Raw genomic sequence first — 14,707 nt, forward strand, 5'->3', positions numbered from 1 at the left:
CAAACCGGCGGCTTGAAGCGGCAGTCGCCGGCAATCTGCCGGCTCTGTCCTTGAGATTGCATGGGGCTGGCGTGCACCAAGCGCATCGCGATCATATCCGCGCTGTGACTTACCAAGCGAGGCGTTATCGATTGCCGCCCTGAGGTGGTGAGGCGACCGATCCACGCTCGATCAGGCGTGTTTTGATGGCGGTTCTACCGACGGGCAGATCCTTGCCGTTCAGCCGCGAGATCAGGCGCTCGGCCGCCTTCTTTCCCATTTCGTAGACGGGCTGGTCGACGACGGTAATCGGCGGTGCCGTGACGGTCGTCCAGTCCGCATCAAGGAAGGAGATCATCGATATATCGCGCGGCATGGACAATCCCAGTTTTTGCAAGGTCTTGAAGACCCTGAGCCCGACGAGACTGTCCGACGCTATGATGGCGGTGGGAGGCGCCGCATCGTGCAGCAGGCTCTTGACGACCTCATCCGTCCTCGGCTGGTCGGTCGCGCCGAGCCGCACGTAATATAGCGCGTTCTCGATGCCCGCATCGGCCTGCTCCTTCAACATGCCATCCACCCGTTCGCGCACGGCGGAATTGGAAATGCTGCTGATATCGCCAAGGGGTTCGCTTCCGGCATCCATCGCCGATATATAGGCGATCCGTCTATGCCCCACGTCGAGAAGATGACGGGTGGCGATCACGGCGGCATCGAAATCATCGCCCGTCACGGCGTCGACGCCGAGCTCCGGAATGTTTCGGTCAAAGAGGACAAGAGGCACGCCGACGCGCCGTATGTCGTGAAGATGCTCCATCCGATCGCAGCGTGCCGGCGTCACGATCAATCCATCGACGCGCTTGCCGATGAGCAAGTCGACCGCCGACTTTTCCGCATCGAGTTCTTCGCCGGAATTGGCAATGATCACATTGAAGCCGGCCATGCGCGCGGCATCGCTGATGCCCCGGACGGCAAGGCTGAAGAAGGCATTTTCGATATCGCCGACCACGACCCCGATGATGCCGGATTTACCCGTCGTCATGCTGCGGGCAAGTTCGTTCGGCCGGTATTCGAGTGCGGCGGCAGCGGCAAGCACCTGCTCGCGAACCTTGTCGCTGACGACGCCATAGCCGCCGAGCACACGGGCAGCGGTCGCCTTCGAGACTTTAGCGACCCTGGCAACATCGGCGACGGTTACGGAGCGTTTCGAGGTGAGGGGCTCTTCCATGGGATGACGATTACAAGAGTTGTTGACGGGCGGTCAATCTGAAGTTAACAAATAGCGCTGAGACCGGTCTCTTTCTATATGATACCGGTCTCTTGTCCAGAAAATCTCTTGCTGCCGCAAGGAGTGGAGATGCGGACGCGCATGCATGAATGCCGATAAGAGCATCCTTCAGAGCGGAGAACGAACAATGAAATTATCCAGCATTTTCTCGGCCATCGCCGCGCCTCTGCGCGCTGGCGTGCTCGCCTATATCGTCGCGGCAAGCGTCGGCCCGGCGGTCGCCGCCGACAACCCCTATAACCTGATCGATCCGAACGTCATCAGCGTCGGCACGATGGGAGATTCCAAGCCCTACACCTTCACGACGGCCGATGGGCAATTCACCGGCTTCGATATCGAGCTCTTTCTGAACGTCGTTTCCCGCATGGGCTTTCCCAAGGACAAGGTGACGTTTACCGGCCAGGAGTTCTCGGCCTTACTGCCCTCCGTTGCCAACCAGCGTTTCGACGTCGCCGTTGCCGCAATCGGAACGACCGAAGCACGCAAGAAGACGGTCGATTTCTCCGATGGCTATCTCGCCGGCTATCTCTCGGTTCTGACATCGGATGCCTCGATGAAGGATGCAGCCGGGCTCAAGGGCAAGCGCCTCGGCGTCGTGCAGGGCACGCTGCAGGAGGTCTATGCCACGAAGAATTTCACCGGCACGGATCTCGTCAAATTTCCGGACAACAATTCTGCCGTGGCGGCGCTGAACAACGGCACCATCGACGCGCATTTCCTCGATTATGAAGCAGCCAAACAATATGGCGAGCGCTATCCGGCACTGAAGATTGCCGTGAATATACCATCCTTCGACGCACCGGCGGGCTTCGTCGTCCACAAGGGCAACGACGCCTTCCGGCTGGCGCTCAACAAGGCGCTGCACGAAGCGATGCAGGATGGCACCTGGAAGACGCTCTATGAGAAGTGGTTCCCCGGCTCGCCGATGCCCGATCAATATCTTCCCAAGAAGTAAGGCCGCGCCGCCGCCCGGCCTGCCGGGCGGCGGCATTAACCTGCCTCACGAACTTCATGGGGAATTGAATGGATTGGCTTGAAAATCTCCGTCGCAGCTTCCTCGATTGGGATGCGATGGCAGAAGTCCTGCCGAGCATGATCACGGTCGGACTGAAGAACACACTCATCTTGGCGGCAGCCTCCACCGTGCTCGGCGTCATCATCGGCATGGTGCTCGCCGTTATGGGCATTTCGCAGTCACGTTGGCTGCGCCTGCCGGCGCGCATCTATACCGATATTTTTCGCGGCCTGCCGGCGATCGTGACGATCCTCATCATTGGCCAGGGCTTTGCCCGCATCGGCCGCGAGATCTTCGGGCCGTCGCCTTTTCCGCTTGGCATCATCGCGCTCAGCCTGATCGCCGGCGCCTATATCGGCGAAATCTTTCGATCCGGCATTCAGAGCGTCGAGCGGGGGCAGATGGAAGCCTGCCGCGCGCTGAGCATGAGCTACGGACAGGGCATGCGGCTGATCGTCATTCCGCAAGGGGTCCGGCGTGTCCTGCCCGCCCTCGTCAACCAGTTCATAGGCAACGTCAAGGATTCGAGCCTCGTCTACTTCCTGGGGCTGCTGGCCTCTGAGCGCGAAATCTTTCGCGTCGGCCAGGATCAGGCCGTGGTGACGGGCAATCTCTCGCCTCTGCTGCTGGCCGGCATCTTCTATCTGGTCATCACCGTGCCGCTGACGCATCTCGTCAACTACATCGACGCGCGTTTGCGCCTTGGACGGCAGGGGCGCGGCTCCGGTGGCACGAGCGGCCTTGTTGAGGTCGGCGAACTGGAGGCTGCCTCGGGTACCGGGATGCCTACAGACGCCGCTACTCCGCGCTTCAAAGGTGGGGCCGTTCAAATCCGCGATCTCAGCATGTCCTATGGCGATCTCGAAGTGCTGAAAGGCATCGATCTCGACATAGCCAGAGGCACGGTGACCTGCATCATCGGGCCGTCGGGATCGGGCAAGTCGACGCTGCTCCGGTGCTTGAACAGGCTCGTTGAGCCGAAGCGCGGCGACATCGCGCTCGATGGCGAAAGCATCCTGTCCATGAAGCCGGAAAGCCTGCGCCGCCGCGTCGGCATGGTATTCCAGCACTTCAATCTCTTTCCCGATCACACCGCGCTTGAAAACGTCATGCTGTCGCTGACGAAGATCAAGAGGATGCCGAAAGCTGAGGCGCGGCGGATTGCCGAGACCCGCCTGGCGGAAGTGGGGCTTGGTGGCCGCAAGGACCATCGCCCAGCCGGTCTTTCCGGCGGCCAGCAGCAGCGCGTCGCCATTGCCCGGGCGCTCGCCATGGATCCGGAAGTCATCCTTTTCGACGAGGTCACGAGCGCGCTCGATCCGGAATTGGTGAAGGGGGTGCTCGACCTGATGGCCAATCTCGGGCGCCAGGGCATGACCATGGCAGTTGTTACTCACGAAATGGGATTTGCCCGCAGGGTCGCCGATCAGGTCGTCTTCATGGATGAAGGCCGCATCGTTGAAGCCGGCCCGCCGCAACAGATCTTCGACAATCCGCAAAGCGAACGGCTGAAACGCTTCCTCGCCGAGGTCCTCTGACAAAGGGGCCGGCGAGAAATCAGACGGCCCTTCGATCGTAACATTCCCTACTGACAAGGTTTTCCAACATGCATGCTCCCACTCGTTCTTCAAAAGTCGTCGTTGTCGGCGGCGGTATTTTCGGGGTTTCCACGGCCGTTCATCTGGCGCGACTAGGCATTCAGACAACGCTGATCAACGACGGCCCGCTGGCGAATGGCGCATCGGGCCGCTCGCTCGCCTGGCTCAATTCCGCAAGGCGCCGCTCCGATGCCTATCATCGGCTGCGTCTCGCCGGCATCGACCGCTATCGCACGCTTTCCGCACGATATCCGGACGCGGCATGGCTACGTTTCGACGGCGGCCTGACCTGGGATGCCGACGAAGCCGATAACGACATTGCCGCCGTCTTCGATTACGAGCGTGACCTTGGCTACCATGCCCAATTGCTGACGCCGGGCCAGATTGCGAAAGTGACGCCGGGCGTCAATGCAAGCGCCGTCACGCAGCAGGGCGCAATCTTCAATCCGGGCGAGGGGTGGGTCGATCTGCCGTCCCTGATCGGCGTTCTTGCCGAAGAGTTCCGGGCATTGGGCGGCGAAATCGTCACCGATGCCGGCCGGGCGACTATCAAGGTGGAGGATGGCTGCGCCCGTGGCGTCACGACTGCGAATGGCGCCCGTTGGGCCGCCGATGCCGTATTGTTGGCGGCCGGCGGCGAGGTGCCGGCGATCGTTGCGGAAGCCGGTCAGCATATTGGCGACGATACGCCGATCGCTCTCCTCGTTCGGACGAAGCCGGTCAGGCATCCCCTGAAGGCCGTGCTGAATACGCCAAGGGTTGCCATCAGGCCCACTCCTGACGGCGCCTTTGCGCTCGATTCAGCCTGGTCGGAAGAAGAGGTTATCGTAAAGGACGATGGCAGCTACGCAATCAAGCCTTCGACCCTTGAAGGGCTCCTGCAGGAAGCCTCAAAAGTGTTGGAAGGGAACCCGAAGCTCGAAATCGGCGACTACGGCGTTGGCCCCAAACCCATTCCGGGGGATGGCGAGCCGGTTTTCGGCGAATTGCAGGCCATACCGGGCTATTTCGTCGCCTTCAGCCATAGCGGTGCCACTCTCGGCCTGATCGCCGGCGAACTGCTTGCCGACGAGATCGCCACCGGCAAGCGTCATCCGCTTCTGGCCTCTTTCCGGCCGGAACGCTTCGCCAGATAGCTTGATCGGAACAGCAGCAGACAGGTTCAAGAGTGTCCGTGAGCGCACGCAAGCGGTCTTCACGGTCAAACCTGTCGCGCCTGCCGGCATTTCGGCCTTCTCCTGATATTGAGGATGTTGGCGGCGATCAGGCATGCGGCGGCAAGGGAACGCCCGCCAGTTTGGCCTTGATCCAATCCGAAACACGATAATAGCGCAGCGTCAGCTTCGGACCGTAATTCATATAGAAGGGAGCCGCCGAAAGCGGCTCCAGCTTCAGCGACAGGTCTTTTTCCGGCACACCTCTGGCCCATTCCGAGAGGATGCCGCCGAGCATGCTGCCTGTTGGCACGCCTCGGCCGGACAGGCCCGTCAGCGCCACGACGCCTGGCGCCAGATCGTAAAGGCGGGGGATGGTGCGGTATTGCATGTCCAGCTCGCCAAACCAGAAATATTCCCAGCGGATCTCCTGTTTGATCTGCGGATGCAGCCATTTCAGCCGGTCGCTCATGACCTGCCGCGTATAGTCCATGTCGCGGCCGCGCCGTCCCATCGGGAACATGGAGGCGACGATCCGGCCTTCGGCATTGTATTTGTAGACATAGATATCGCCACGTCCATCATGGATGGTGGTGTTGCGCGGCAGCACCGACAGCCGCTCGTCGTCGGAAAGCGGCTGGGTAGCGGCGACGAAGACCCTCTGGATCTTGAAGGTCCGATCGAGTTTCGGCCAGCCGCCGACGGTATAGGCGCCCGTCGCGAAGATCACCTTGTCGGCAATGACCTTCCCCTTCGGCGTGCTGACCGCCCAGCCGCCCGCCACGCGCTCGCAGCCGGTCACCGGCGAATCGGTGTGAATGACGCCGCCTTCCTGGATGACAGCACGTGCGAGACCACGAGAATAGCCGAGGGGATTAAGATGGCCGGCCTCTTCATGCAGCCAGCCGCCGTGAAAGCGCGGGCTGCCGGTGATCGCTGCAACTTCGTCCCTGCCGATGGCCCGCGTTTTCGCGCCGACAGCATTGTAGGTGCGAACCTTCTCCTCGATTGTCTTCATCAAGCCGGGGTAAAGCGCGCCCATGACATAGCCATTCCGCTGCCATTCGCATTGGATCTGGTACTGCCGGATCATGCTGGAGACACGGTCGTTGGCGCGCGTCTGCCGGGCGATCAATCGCTCGGCCCAGGGCTCGCCCAGCATGGAGCGCAGTTCCGGCAGGCTGTAATGGGTGAAAGTCGGCGTGCAGTGCCCGGCGTTACGGCCGGAGCCGCCGAAGCCGATTTCCTCCTTTTCGAGAAGCACGACGCTTGTGCCGCTCTTCGCAAGCTCAAGAGCGGTGGTCAGGCCCGTATAGCCGCCACCGACAATGCAGACATCGACCTTGATCGTGCCTTCCAGCTCCGCTGTATCGGGTGCGGGGGCCGCAGTGGCATACCACAGGGTTGTTTTGAACGGCGAAAATTTCGTCATCCTGCATCCTCAGTGCAGATCGCTGCGGGCATCGAGCGCATCGCGCAGGCCGTCGCCGATGAAGTTGAAGCTGGTGACGGCGAGCGTGATAGCGACGCCCGGGACGATGGCCAGCCATGGTGCGCTGGCGAGATATTGCTGGGCGCCGTTCAGCATATTGCCCCAGCTCGGGAGCGGCGGCTGGATACCATAGCCGAGGAAGCTGACATAGGCTTCGAGCAGGATGGCGCGGGCGACCGTCAGCGTAGCGGCGACGATGATCGGGCCGATCGCGTTCGGCAGCAGTTCGCGAAACATGATCCATCTGTTGGAGAGGCCGAGCATGCGCGCCGCGAGCACAAAATCGCGTTCGCGCAGCGATCGTACTTCCGCCTCGACGATGCGCGCGGTCTCCATCCAGCTCGTCACCGCGATGATGACGGTGATCATGAAGGGGCTCGGCTTGATGAAGGCGGCCAGCGCCAGCAGCAGGAAGATGCTGGGAAAGGACAGAAAGGCATCAACGAAGCGCATGAGCAATATCCCGATGCGCCCACCGTAATAGCCCGCCACCACGCCGATCACCGTGCCGATCAGTGTGCTGAGCACCATCGCGAAGAAGCCGACGAGGAGCGAAATCCGGCCCGCCATGAACAGGCGTGCGGCAACGTCGCGCCCAAGCGGGTCAGTGCCGAAAATATGGTAGCCGGCCGTAAAGGGCGGTGCGAAACGAGCACGCAGGTCGATATAAAGCTCGTCATAGGGAAGCAGTGACGGCCCGAGCAGGCAGGCAAGGACTATGAGCGTGATCATGGCCACGCCGAGGAGCGCGAGCCTGTGGCGAACGAAACGGCGCAAGGTCCGATTTTGCCACCAGCGCCAATGGGCGAATAATGATTGCGAAAGGGTTGCGGGGGAGGAGGAAGACATGGCGTTTCTCCTAACCAAGCCGGACGCGCGGATCGACGAAGGCGACGAGCAGATCCGCGAGCAGATTGCCGATCAGCACGAAGATTGCCGAGAACATCAGGAGGCCCATGACGACCGGATAGTCGCTGTAGCCAAGGCTATCGAGAAAAAGCCGGCCCATTCCCGGCCACGTGAAGACGGTCTCCGCCACTAGAGCACCGCCGAGAATGGTCGGCAATTGCAGGCCGGCGAGCGTGATCATCGGCAATAGCGCGTTGCCGACGACATGGCGCATCAGGACGCGCCGGGGCGAGAGGCCCTTGGCCCTGGCGGTGCGTACGAAATCCTGGTTGATGACCTCGAGCGTGGCTGTGCGCATGTAACGGCTCCAGACCGCGATGTTGACAAGCGCAAGCACGAGGCTCGGCATGATCAAGTGAATCGCATAGTCACCGAGCGAGCCGTTGCCGACTGTGTACATGTTGCCGGCCGGCAGCCATTTCAGCTTTAGCGAGAAGATATAGATGGCGACGAGACCGAACCAGAAGGTCGGTATCGACAGCGCCACCATGGCGCCGACGGTGGCGCTGTAATCGAAGATCGAATAGCGGCGGGTTGCCCCCTTGATGCCGATCCAGGTGCCGATCGCGATCGAGATCACCATCGATGTGCCCATCAGCAGCAGCGTGGCGAAGAGATGGCCGAAAATGATCGACAGTACCGGCTGGTTGTCGCGGTAGGAGCGGCCCCAGTCGCCCATCAGCAGATGCCTCAGCCAGTCGAGATATTGGATCGGCAGCGGCCGGTCGAGACCCATCTGGGCAGCGATCCTGTCGAGCGCTTCCTTGGTCATGCCTGGCGTCAGCGTATATTGCGACAGCGGACCGCCGGGAGCGAGGGTAAGGACGGCAAAGCCGATCATCGACACGAGGAGCAGCAGCACCAGGCTCTGCCACAGGCGGCTCAGGAGATAGCGCAACATGGCATTCGTCTCCGATGGTTGCGGAATGTGAAGCGATCAGCCCTTCGGCGCCTCGGCCGAAGGGCTGGAACGAGCAGCCTATGCCTTGGCCCAATACCAGGTGCCTACATTCCAGCTGTCGATGCGCACGTTGATGTTGGGAGTGACGTTTTCGACCCCCACTTTATGGCCGCGCACGGTCGCATACTGGAATAGCGGCAGGAAGGGCAGGTCGTGGCGCATGATCGCCTGGATCTTTTGGTAGACCTTCTTGCGTTCCTCCGGCACGAAGATCTGACCGCCTTCCGCCAGGAGCTTGTCGACCTCCGGATTGGCATATTGCCAGGAGTTCTGGCCGGCTCCGCCCTTGGCGGTAATCGCCGAGGAGCGGAAATAATCGGAGGTGTCGGGATCGGAGCCGGTCTGGAAGTTGATGCCGACGATGACGGAATCGAACTTCGACATTGTCCAATAATCGCCCCACATGACCGCCGGCGGCAGGTTGGAGATGGTGAGTTCCACGCCGATATCCTTGAACGTCTGCTGCATGAACTGCTGCACCTGTTCGCGGATATGATTGCCGGCGGTGGTGGAGTTGGTGAAGGAAAGCTTGACGCCGTCTTTCACGCGAATGCCGTCGGGACCGGGCTTCCAGCCGGCGTCATCAAGGATCTTCTTGGCCTTGTCGGTGCTGAATTCCTGCTTCGGCAGGTCCGGATTGTAATAGAAGGACTGCTGCGGGATGTAGCTCTCGGTCGGTGTCGGCAGGCCGTAGTAGAGCGCATCGATGATCGTCTGCTTGTCGATCGCGTAGTAGAGCGCCTCGCGCACCGCCGGGTCCTTGAATTGCGGCTTCTCCATGTTGAAGCCGACGGATTCGACCGTGGCGGCCGGAACGACGGCAACAGCCTTGCCATCTAGCCCCTTGGCCTCGTCATAGTGATCCGGGGTGATCCATTGCAGGCCGACGACGTCGATATCGCCGGTCTTGAACTGCGTATACAGCACCGTCAGGTCGGGAACATATTTGTAGACCAGGGTTTCGAGATAAGGGCCGGTACCGAAATAGTCGGTATTGGCCGCGAGCGTGATGTGATCGCCGGGGACGCGCTCGACCCATTTGAACGGGCCGGTGCCGATGGGGGCATTGTTGAAGGGGGCGGTGTTCTTGTCCTTCTCCGCACCAAGGATATGCTTTGGCACGATGAAGGTCATGGCGAGGATCGACGGGTAGGGCGCAAATGGCTTTTCCATCCGCCAGGTGATTTCCGTCGGCGAGACGACCGTCAGGTCGCGTACCAGTTCATGGCCGGTCTTGCGCCAGCTGCGGAAGTTCGGATCGACCATGAGTTCGAGGGTGAACTTGACGTCTTCGGCGGTAAACGGCGTGCCGTCATGCCACTTCACGCCATCGCGCAGCTTGATCTTCCAATGAAGGCCGTCAGCCGAGATGCCGCCGTTTTCGACCGTCGGGACTTCGGTTGCAAGCGAAGGGGAAAATTTGCCCTCTGGCGTGACAGTAAAGAGCGGATCGAAAACACTGAAATGGATGCCCTCATCGACTTCGATGTGGATCAGATGCGGATTGAAGACGGTCGGTTCCTGCGAGAAGCCGATGACAAGCTGGCCGGTCGGCTTGGCGGGCGGTGCCGCGAAAGCTTCGCCGCGACCGAGGATATTGGGCATGATCAGCCCGGAGGCGCCGAGCGCCATCATGGTCAACGCCTGGCGGCGGGTTGGTTTCAGGAGGATGGTGTCGTTTGCATCGGTCATGATCGTTCCCCTTTTTTGTTGGTAGGATTTCGGCTGCTTTTCTCTTTCGGCTCTTTCGTCTTTGTACTGTCTGCTTGGTTTGGAGAGGTCAGAAACCACTGATCAGTTCGATCTTCGAACCGTCGTGGAAGCGGGAAAAGCGGAAGTTCTTGCGATCCACCACTGGCGGCTTGCCGGTGACGATGTCGGCCATCAATCGTCCGGCCGCGGGCCCGATGCCGAAGCCATGGCCGGAAAAGCCGGTGGCGATATGAAAGCCCGGAATGCTGTCGATCGCATCGATCACCGGCACGGCATCCGGCGTCACGTCGATATAACCCGCCCAGCGCTGAGCGATCTCGGCCTTCTCGAAAACCGGAAAGGCTTTCTTGAGGTTGGCGAGCGCCGCATTCGAAAGCTTGGTGGAGGGTTTGGGGTCGAGGACGCGGCAATATTCGAAGGGGCTTGCCTCGTCCATCGCCCACCGATTGGGAATGCGCGCTTCGTCGAAGAACCGGCCGGAAACGCGGAAGTTCAGCGAGCGCCACTCCTTTTTCAGCGCCGGCAGGAACTTGCCGGCGTAGCGGAAGGAGCTCGGCACGATGTCCACGATGTTCTCATGGCCCGATGCGATGGTGTAGCCGCCATCCTGACGCTTGCGCAGCGCAAAGCCGCTCGCCCAGATGGCTTGCTCGGGACCGCCTTCCAGCGGCTTGGTGCGCAAGACGGAATTCATCACCTTCAACTGCGGCAGATCGAGCCCGAACATGCCGGCAAACAGACTTGACCAGGCGCCGCCGGCAAGCACGACGGCCTTGCAGGCGATGGGGCCGCGTTCGGTGATGACGCCGGAGACGCGGCCACCGGCTGTCTCGATGCCGCGCACGGCGCATTCGGTCAGAATGGAAGCTCCCTTGTTGCGGGCGGCCTCGGCAATGGCGGGGGCGGCTCGCTGCGGCTCGGCACGGCCGTCGGCGGCGGTAAAGAGCGCCCCCTTGAGCTCCATCTGCGTGCCGGGAAAGAGGTTCTTGAATTCGGCGCCGCTGATCATGCGGCTTTCCAGCTGGTAGCCTTCCAGATTGCGGTTCCAGCGCTCATGATCGGCATACTGCTTGTCATCCGCACAGGTGAAGATGATGCCCGCGCGCTTGTAGCCCGTGTCGCGGCCGGTACGTTTGTCGAGCGTGCTCCAGATGCGCAGGGCCTCGGCCATGAGCGGCACTTCGCGCGGATCGCGCCTGGAAATGCGCACCCAACCCCAGTTGCGGCTCGATTGCTCCTGGCCGATGCCACCCTTCTCGCAAAGCGCGACCCGCAGACCCCGTTCGGCAAGTTCCAGCGTCGTCGAGGTGCCGATGATGCCACCGCCGATGACGACGACGTCGACTTCCTTGGGCAGTTCCGCATCCCCGTGAACGGGAATAACATAGGGGCCGGGCATGGTCAGAAGGACTCCTCTAACTGGCAATTGACGGTAAATTCGGCAACGCTTGCCTCGTTCGGCAGCTCCATCAGCATGGAAATGATGCGGGCGAGATCGCGCGGATCGGTCATCTCGCTATCGGGCTTGCTCGTAAGCCCGCGCGCCATGTCGGTCGCGACGAAGCCGGGGCAGACGGCGGTAGCGCGGATGCCAAGCTCAAAGCCGGTGTGGCGTATGGCATGGGCCAGCGCGACCGCCGCGAATTTCGAGACGGCATAAAGGCCGGAATTCGCGGATTTCACCCGCTTTCCCGAAAGCGAAGCGACGACGATGACCCGGCCGCGACCGCTTGATGCAAGGGCGCTCCATGCGGATTTCGCAAGTCTTCGCGGTGCCTTGACGTTCACCTCGAGCAGACCGTCGAGGTCGGCATCATCGGCTTCGATCACGGTCTTCGCGATGCCAATGCCGGCATTGGCGACGACCGCATCGATACGCCCGAAGGTGCGAAACGTCTCTTCCACCCAGCGATCGGATGCGTCCGCATCGGTGGCATCATAGGCAAAGGCGCCGACGCGCGCAGGGTCCGCCCAGGCAGGCATTTCAGGGCGGCGCATGCCGAGCGAGAGCCGCCATCCCTTGGCGGCAAGTTCCTCGGCGAGTGCGGCGCCGATCCCCCGGCTGGCACCGGATATCATTGCGACCCGCTCCTCACTCATGCCCATGTCTGCTCTCCCATGGTTTGCCGGCTCACGATTGCGCGACGATGCGCCGGTAGGTCCGGCGCAGTATGTCGATCAGGAGCCTGTGTTCTTCGTCGGTGATGTCGGAAAAGAATTCGCGTGATTGCTTGGTGACGATGGCACGCACGCGTTTTGCCAGTTCGTGACCTTTTTCCGTGATGTAGAGTTCCTGCGCGCGGCTGTCGTCCGCCGACGTCTCGTGCGTGAGGAGATCATGTGCCTCCATCTGTTCGATCAGCCTGCCGGTCGCCGAGCGGTCTTTCAGGATGATTTGCGCGATGGTGGAAGGCCGGATTCCCGGATTGCCGTCGACCAGGAACAGGGTAGTGATCTTTCCCGTTCCGCGGGCGACGTCCAGACCCTCCAGCTTCTCGTCCAGATCGCGCGAGACGGCAAGATTGATGCTGCGGATATAAAAGCTCAGCGTATCCTCCAGGACGTCGATATCGATGTCCTTCACGGAAGTTGGCGGGGCCTTGGTCGGCGGCATGGCTCGGAACCTTTGAAAGGCAACGAAACACCGTTCCCGCCACCATCAATGCGTGGCAGGTTCATGATCGTCTGCGGCGGATCGTCGCTGGAAATTTCATGCTCATGAAAGGATAGATAGTGGATAAATGCAACTATTTTTTCGCCCAATCAGATAAAAATAATCGGTGCGGAAGACTGCCCGTTTCTCAGGCATCGATCGCCGCCCGCGCGTGCACGAATGGTGGCAATTAAGCAGAAGCGCGCCGCATTCGGCGCTGCTGCCATGCCTCGTTCGATGGACGTTTTAGCCGACGGCTTCCCAGTCGCTGCCGGGGATGGCAGCCAGCAGGCTTTGGGTATAGGCATGCGACGGCGCGCGGAAGATCCGCGAAGGCGGCCCACATTCGACGATCTCACCCTTGTACATGACGGCGACTTCGTCACAGATCTGGCTGGCGACGCGCAGATCGTGGGTAATGAAGATCATTGCGACCTTGGTATCCTGCTGGATTTCGGCAAGAAGCTTGAGAATTTGCGCCTGGATCGAGACGTCGAGAGCGGAAACTGCCTCGTCGGCCACCAACAGCACGGGGTCGAACATCAAGGCGCGAGCGATGCCGATGCGCTGGCGTTGGCCACCGGAGAATTCATGGGGAAAACGGTCAAAGGCACCTTCGTCGAGGCCGACGCGCTTGAGAAGACGCAGTGCCTTCGCCTTGGCCTCAGGCATCGACAGGCCGTGCGCTATCGGTCCAACGGTGAGAATGCGGCCGACCGTATGGCGCGGGTTCAGCGAGGCGAATGGGTCTTGAAAGATCATCTGTATATAAGGACGCAATGGCCGGAACTCGTCGTCTGACAACGGAGCGATATCGCGGCCATCGAAGAGAATCCGACCGCTGTCCGAGCTCAAAAGCTTCAACAGGACGCGGCCGAGCGAGGATTTTCCGGAGCCGGATTCACCGACCACTCCCAATGTGCGTCCCTTGCGGATCGAGAAGCTGACGTCGTTGACCGCCTGCACCGTCCGCGATTTCGACAGGAAGCCGCTTCCCGCTCGATAGGTCTTGTTGAGCTTATCGACTTCCAGCACCACGGGCGCTTCGGCAGTGGCTTCGCGGCCGGCGGTCGTCATGCGGGGAACGGCCGCGATAAGACGCTGCGTATAGGGATGAACAGGCGCATTCAGCACCTGCGCCGCCGGTCCCTGTTCGACAAGATGGCCCTTCTCCATGACGATCACCCTGTCGGCAATCTCGGCGACCACCCCGAAATCATGGGTGATGAACATGACGCTCATCTTCTTGCGCGCCTGTATCTTGCGGATCAATTCGAGGATCTGGGCCTGCGTCGTCACGTCCAATGCAGTGGTCGGCTCGTCGGCGATCAGCACATCCGGATCGAGCGCCAGCGCCATGGCGATCATCACGCGCTGCCGCTGCCCGCCGGACAGCCGGAAGGGATATTGATGCTGGAGAAGATCCGGATCTGGCAGGCCGACTTCGCCGAGCAGTTCCTTCACCTTCTGCCGCCGGTTTTCCGGCGTGCCGATCTTGTGAGCATCGAGAACCTCGATGATCTGATCGCCGATCGTCATCAGTGGATTGAGTGCCGAGAGCGGGTCCTGGAAAATGATCGAAACGGCTCGTCCCCTCAGGCTTCGAAGGGTGGCAGCGTCGGCGCTTACGAGGTCCGCGCCCTTGAAGCGGATCGTACCCGCCGTTACCCTTATGATGGATGGCAGCAGGCCCATGATCGCATTCGCGGTCACCGATTTCCCTGAACCGGATTCACCGATGATGCAAAGGATCTCGCCTTGCATTAGATCGAAGGTGATATCCTGCACCGCATGCACGCGTTCCATGTTCTTAGGGAGGCTGACCGTCAGACCGCGCACGGAAAGTACCGGCTCGTTCGGCAGGACTCTATCTTGAGTATCGGATGGGATCATGGAAGGCCTCCTTGCTCTGAACCAGCGAACACGCCCTCTCAGGGAGAGCTCA

General features: G+C 61.0%; 12 protein-coding genes. 3 read left to right on the top strand and 9 right to left on the bottom strand.

Annotated features, from left to right (window positions below; genetic code table 11):
* Window positions 1-124: 124 nt before the first annotated feature.
* Complete coding sequence (locus tag I8E17_RS21275; protein WP_069614692.1) at window positions 125-1,207, bottom strand: LacI family DNA-binding transcriptional regulator; 1,083 nt, start codon at window positions 1,205-1,207, stop codon at window positions 125-127.
* A 187-nt stretch (window positions 1,208-1,394) separates the two neighbouring features.
* Here I8E17_RS21275 and I8E17_RS21280 point away from each other — a divergent pair, with 187 nt between their 5' ends.
* The 3 genes from I8E17_RS21280 to I8E17_RS21295 all read left to right on the top strand — a co-directional run bounded on the left by I8E17_RS21280 (window position 1,395) and on the right by I8E17_RS21295 (window position 5,016).
* The gene (locus tag I8E17_RS21280) at window positions 1,395-2,222 is read left to right on the top strand and encodes an ABC transporter substrate-binding protein (protein ID WP_069614691.1); all 828 of its coding nucleotides are present in this window, start codon (window positions 1,395-1,397) and stop codon (window positions 2,220-2,222) included.
* A 68-nt stretch (window positions 2,223-2,290) separates the two neighbouring features.
* Window positions 2,291-3,820, top strand: coding sequence for an amino acid ABC transporter permease/ATP-binding protein (locus I8E17_RS35360; RefSeq protein ID WP_069614690.1), 1,530 nt, complete (start codon window positions 2,291-2,293; stop codon window positions 3,818-3,820).
* A 68-nt stretch (window positions 3,821-3,888) separates the two neighbouring features.
* Window positions 3,889-5,016, top strand: a complete 1,128-nt coding sequence (locus tag I8E17_RS21295; RefSeq protein WP_069614689.1) for an FAD-binding oxidoreductase — start codon at window positions 3,889-3,891, stop codon at window positions 5,014-5,016.
* 127 nt (window positions 5,017-5,143) lie between these two features.
* On the opposite strand, the gene I8E17_RS21300 is transcribed toward I8E17_RS21295, so the two are convergent.
* The 8 genes from I8E17_RS21300 to I8E17_RS21335 form a co-directional block, all read right to left on the bottom strand.
* Window positions 5,144-6,466, bottom strand: a complete 1,323-nt coding sequence (locus I8E17_RS21300; RefSeq protein ID WP_069614688.1) for an FAD-binding oxidoreductase — start codon at window positions 6,464-6,466, stop codon at window positions 5,144-5,146.
* A 9-nt stretch (window positions 6,467-6,475) separates the two neighbouring features.
* The gene (locus tag I8E17_RS21305) at window positions 6,476-7,375 is read right to left on the bottom strand and encodes an ABC transporter permease (protein ID WP_069614687.1); all 900 of its coding nucleotides are present in this window, start codon (window positions 7,373-7,375) and stop codon (window positions 6,476-6,478) included.
* 10 nt (window positions 7,376-7,385) lie between these two features.
* Window positions 7,386-8,336: an ABC transporter permease gene (locus tag I8E17_RS21310; protein WP_069614686.1), complete on the bottom strand. Its 951-nt coding sequence runs from the start codon at window positions 8,334-8,336 to the stop codon at window positions 7,386-7,388.
* Window positions 8,337-8,414: 78 nt separating this feature from the next.
* Window positions 8,415-10,088, bottom strand: coding sequence for a peptide ABC transporter substrate-binding protein (locus I8E17_RS21315; RefSeq protein ID WP_069614685.1), 1,674 nt, complete (start codon window positions 10,086-10,088; stop codon window positions 8,415-8,417).
* A gap of 88 nt (window positions 10,089-10,176) precedes the next feature.
* Window positions 10,177-11,508: an FAD-binding oxidoreductase gene (locus tag I8E17_RS21320; RefSeq protein WP_069614684.1), complete on the bottom strand. Its 1,332-nt coding sequence runs from the start codon at window positions 11,506-11,508 to the stop codon at window positions 10,177-10,179.
* A 2-nt stretch (window positions 11,509-11,510) separates the two neighbouring features.
* Window positions 11,511-12,209, bottom strand: a complete 699-nt coding sequence (locus I8E17_RS21325; protein ID WP_069614755.1) for an SDR family NAD(P)-dependent oxidoreductase — start codon at window positions 12,207-12,209, stop codon at window positions 11,511-11,513.
* A gap of 31 nt (window positions 12,210-12,240) precedes the next feature.
* Window positions 12,241-12,723, bottom strand: coding sequence for a MarR family winged helix-turn-helix transcriptional regulator (locus I8E17_RS21330; protein ID WP_069614683.1), 483 nt, complete (start codon window positions 12,721-12,723; stop codon window positions 12,241-12,243).
* A 285-nt stretch (window positions 12,724-13,008) separates the two neighbouring features.
* Complete coding sequence (locus I8E17_RS21335; RefSeq protein ID WP_069614682.1) at window positions 13,009-14,655, bottom strand: ABC transporter ATP-binding protein; 1,647 nt, start codon at window positions 14,653-14,655, stop codon at window positions 13,009-13,011.
* Window positions 14,656-14,707 lie beyond the last annotated feature (52 nt).

The organism is Rhizobium sp. AB2/73, assembly GCF_020871915.1.
Lineage (GTDB): Bacteria > Pseudomonadota > Alphaproteobacteria > Rhizobiales > Rhizobiaceae > Rhizobium > Rhizobium dioscoreae.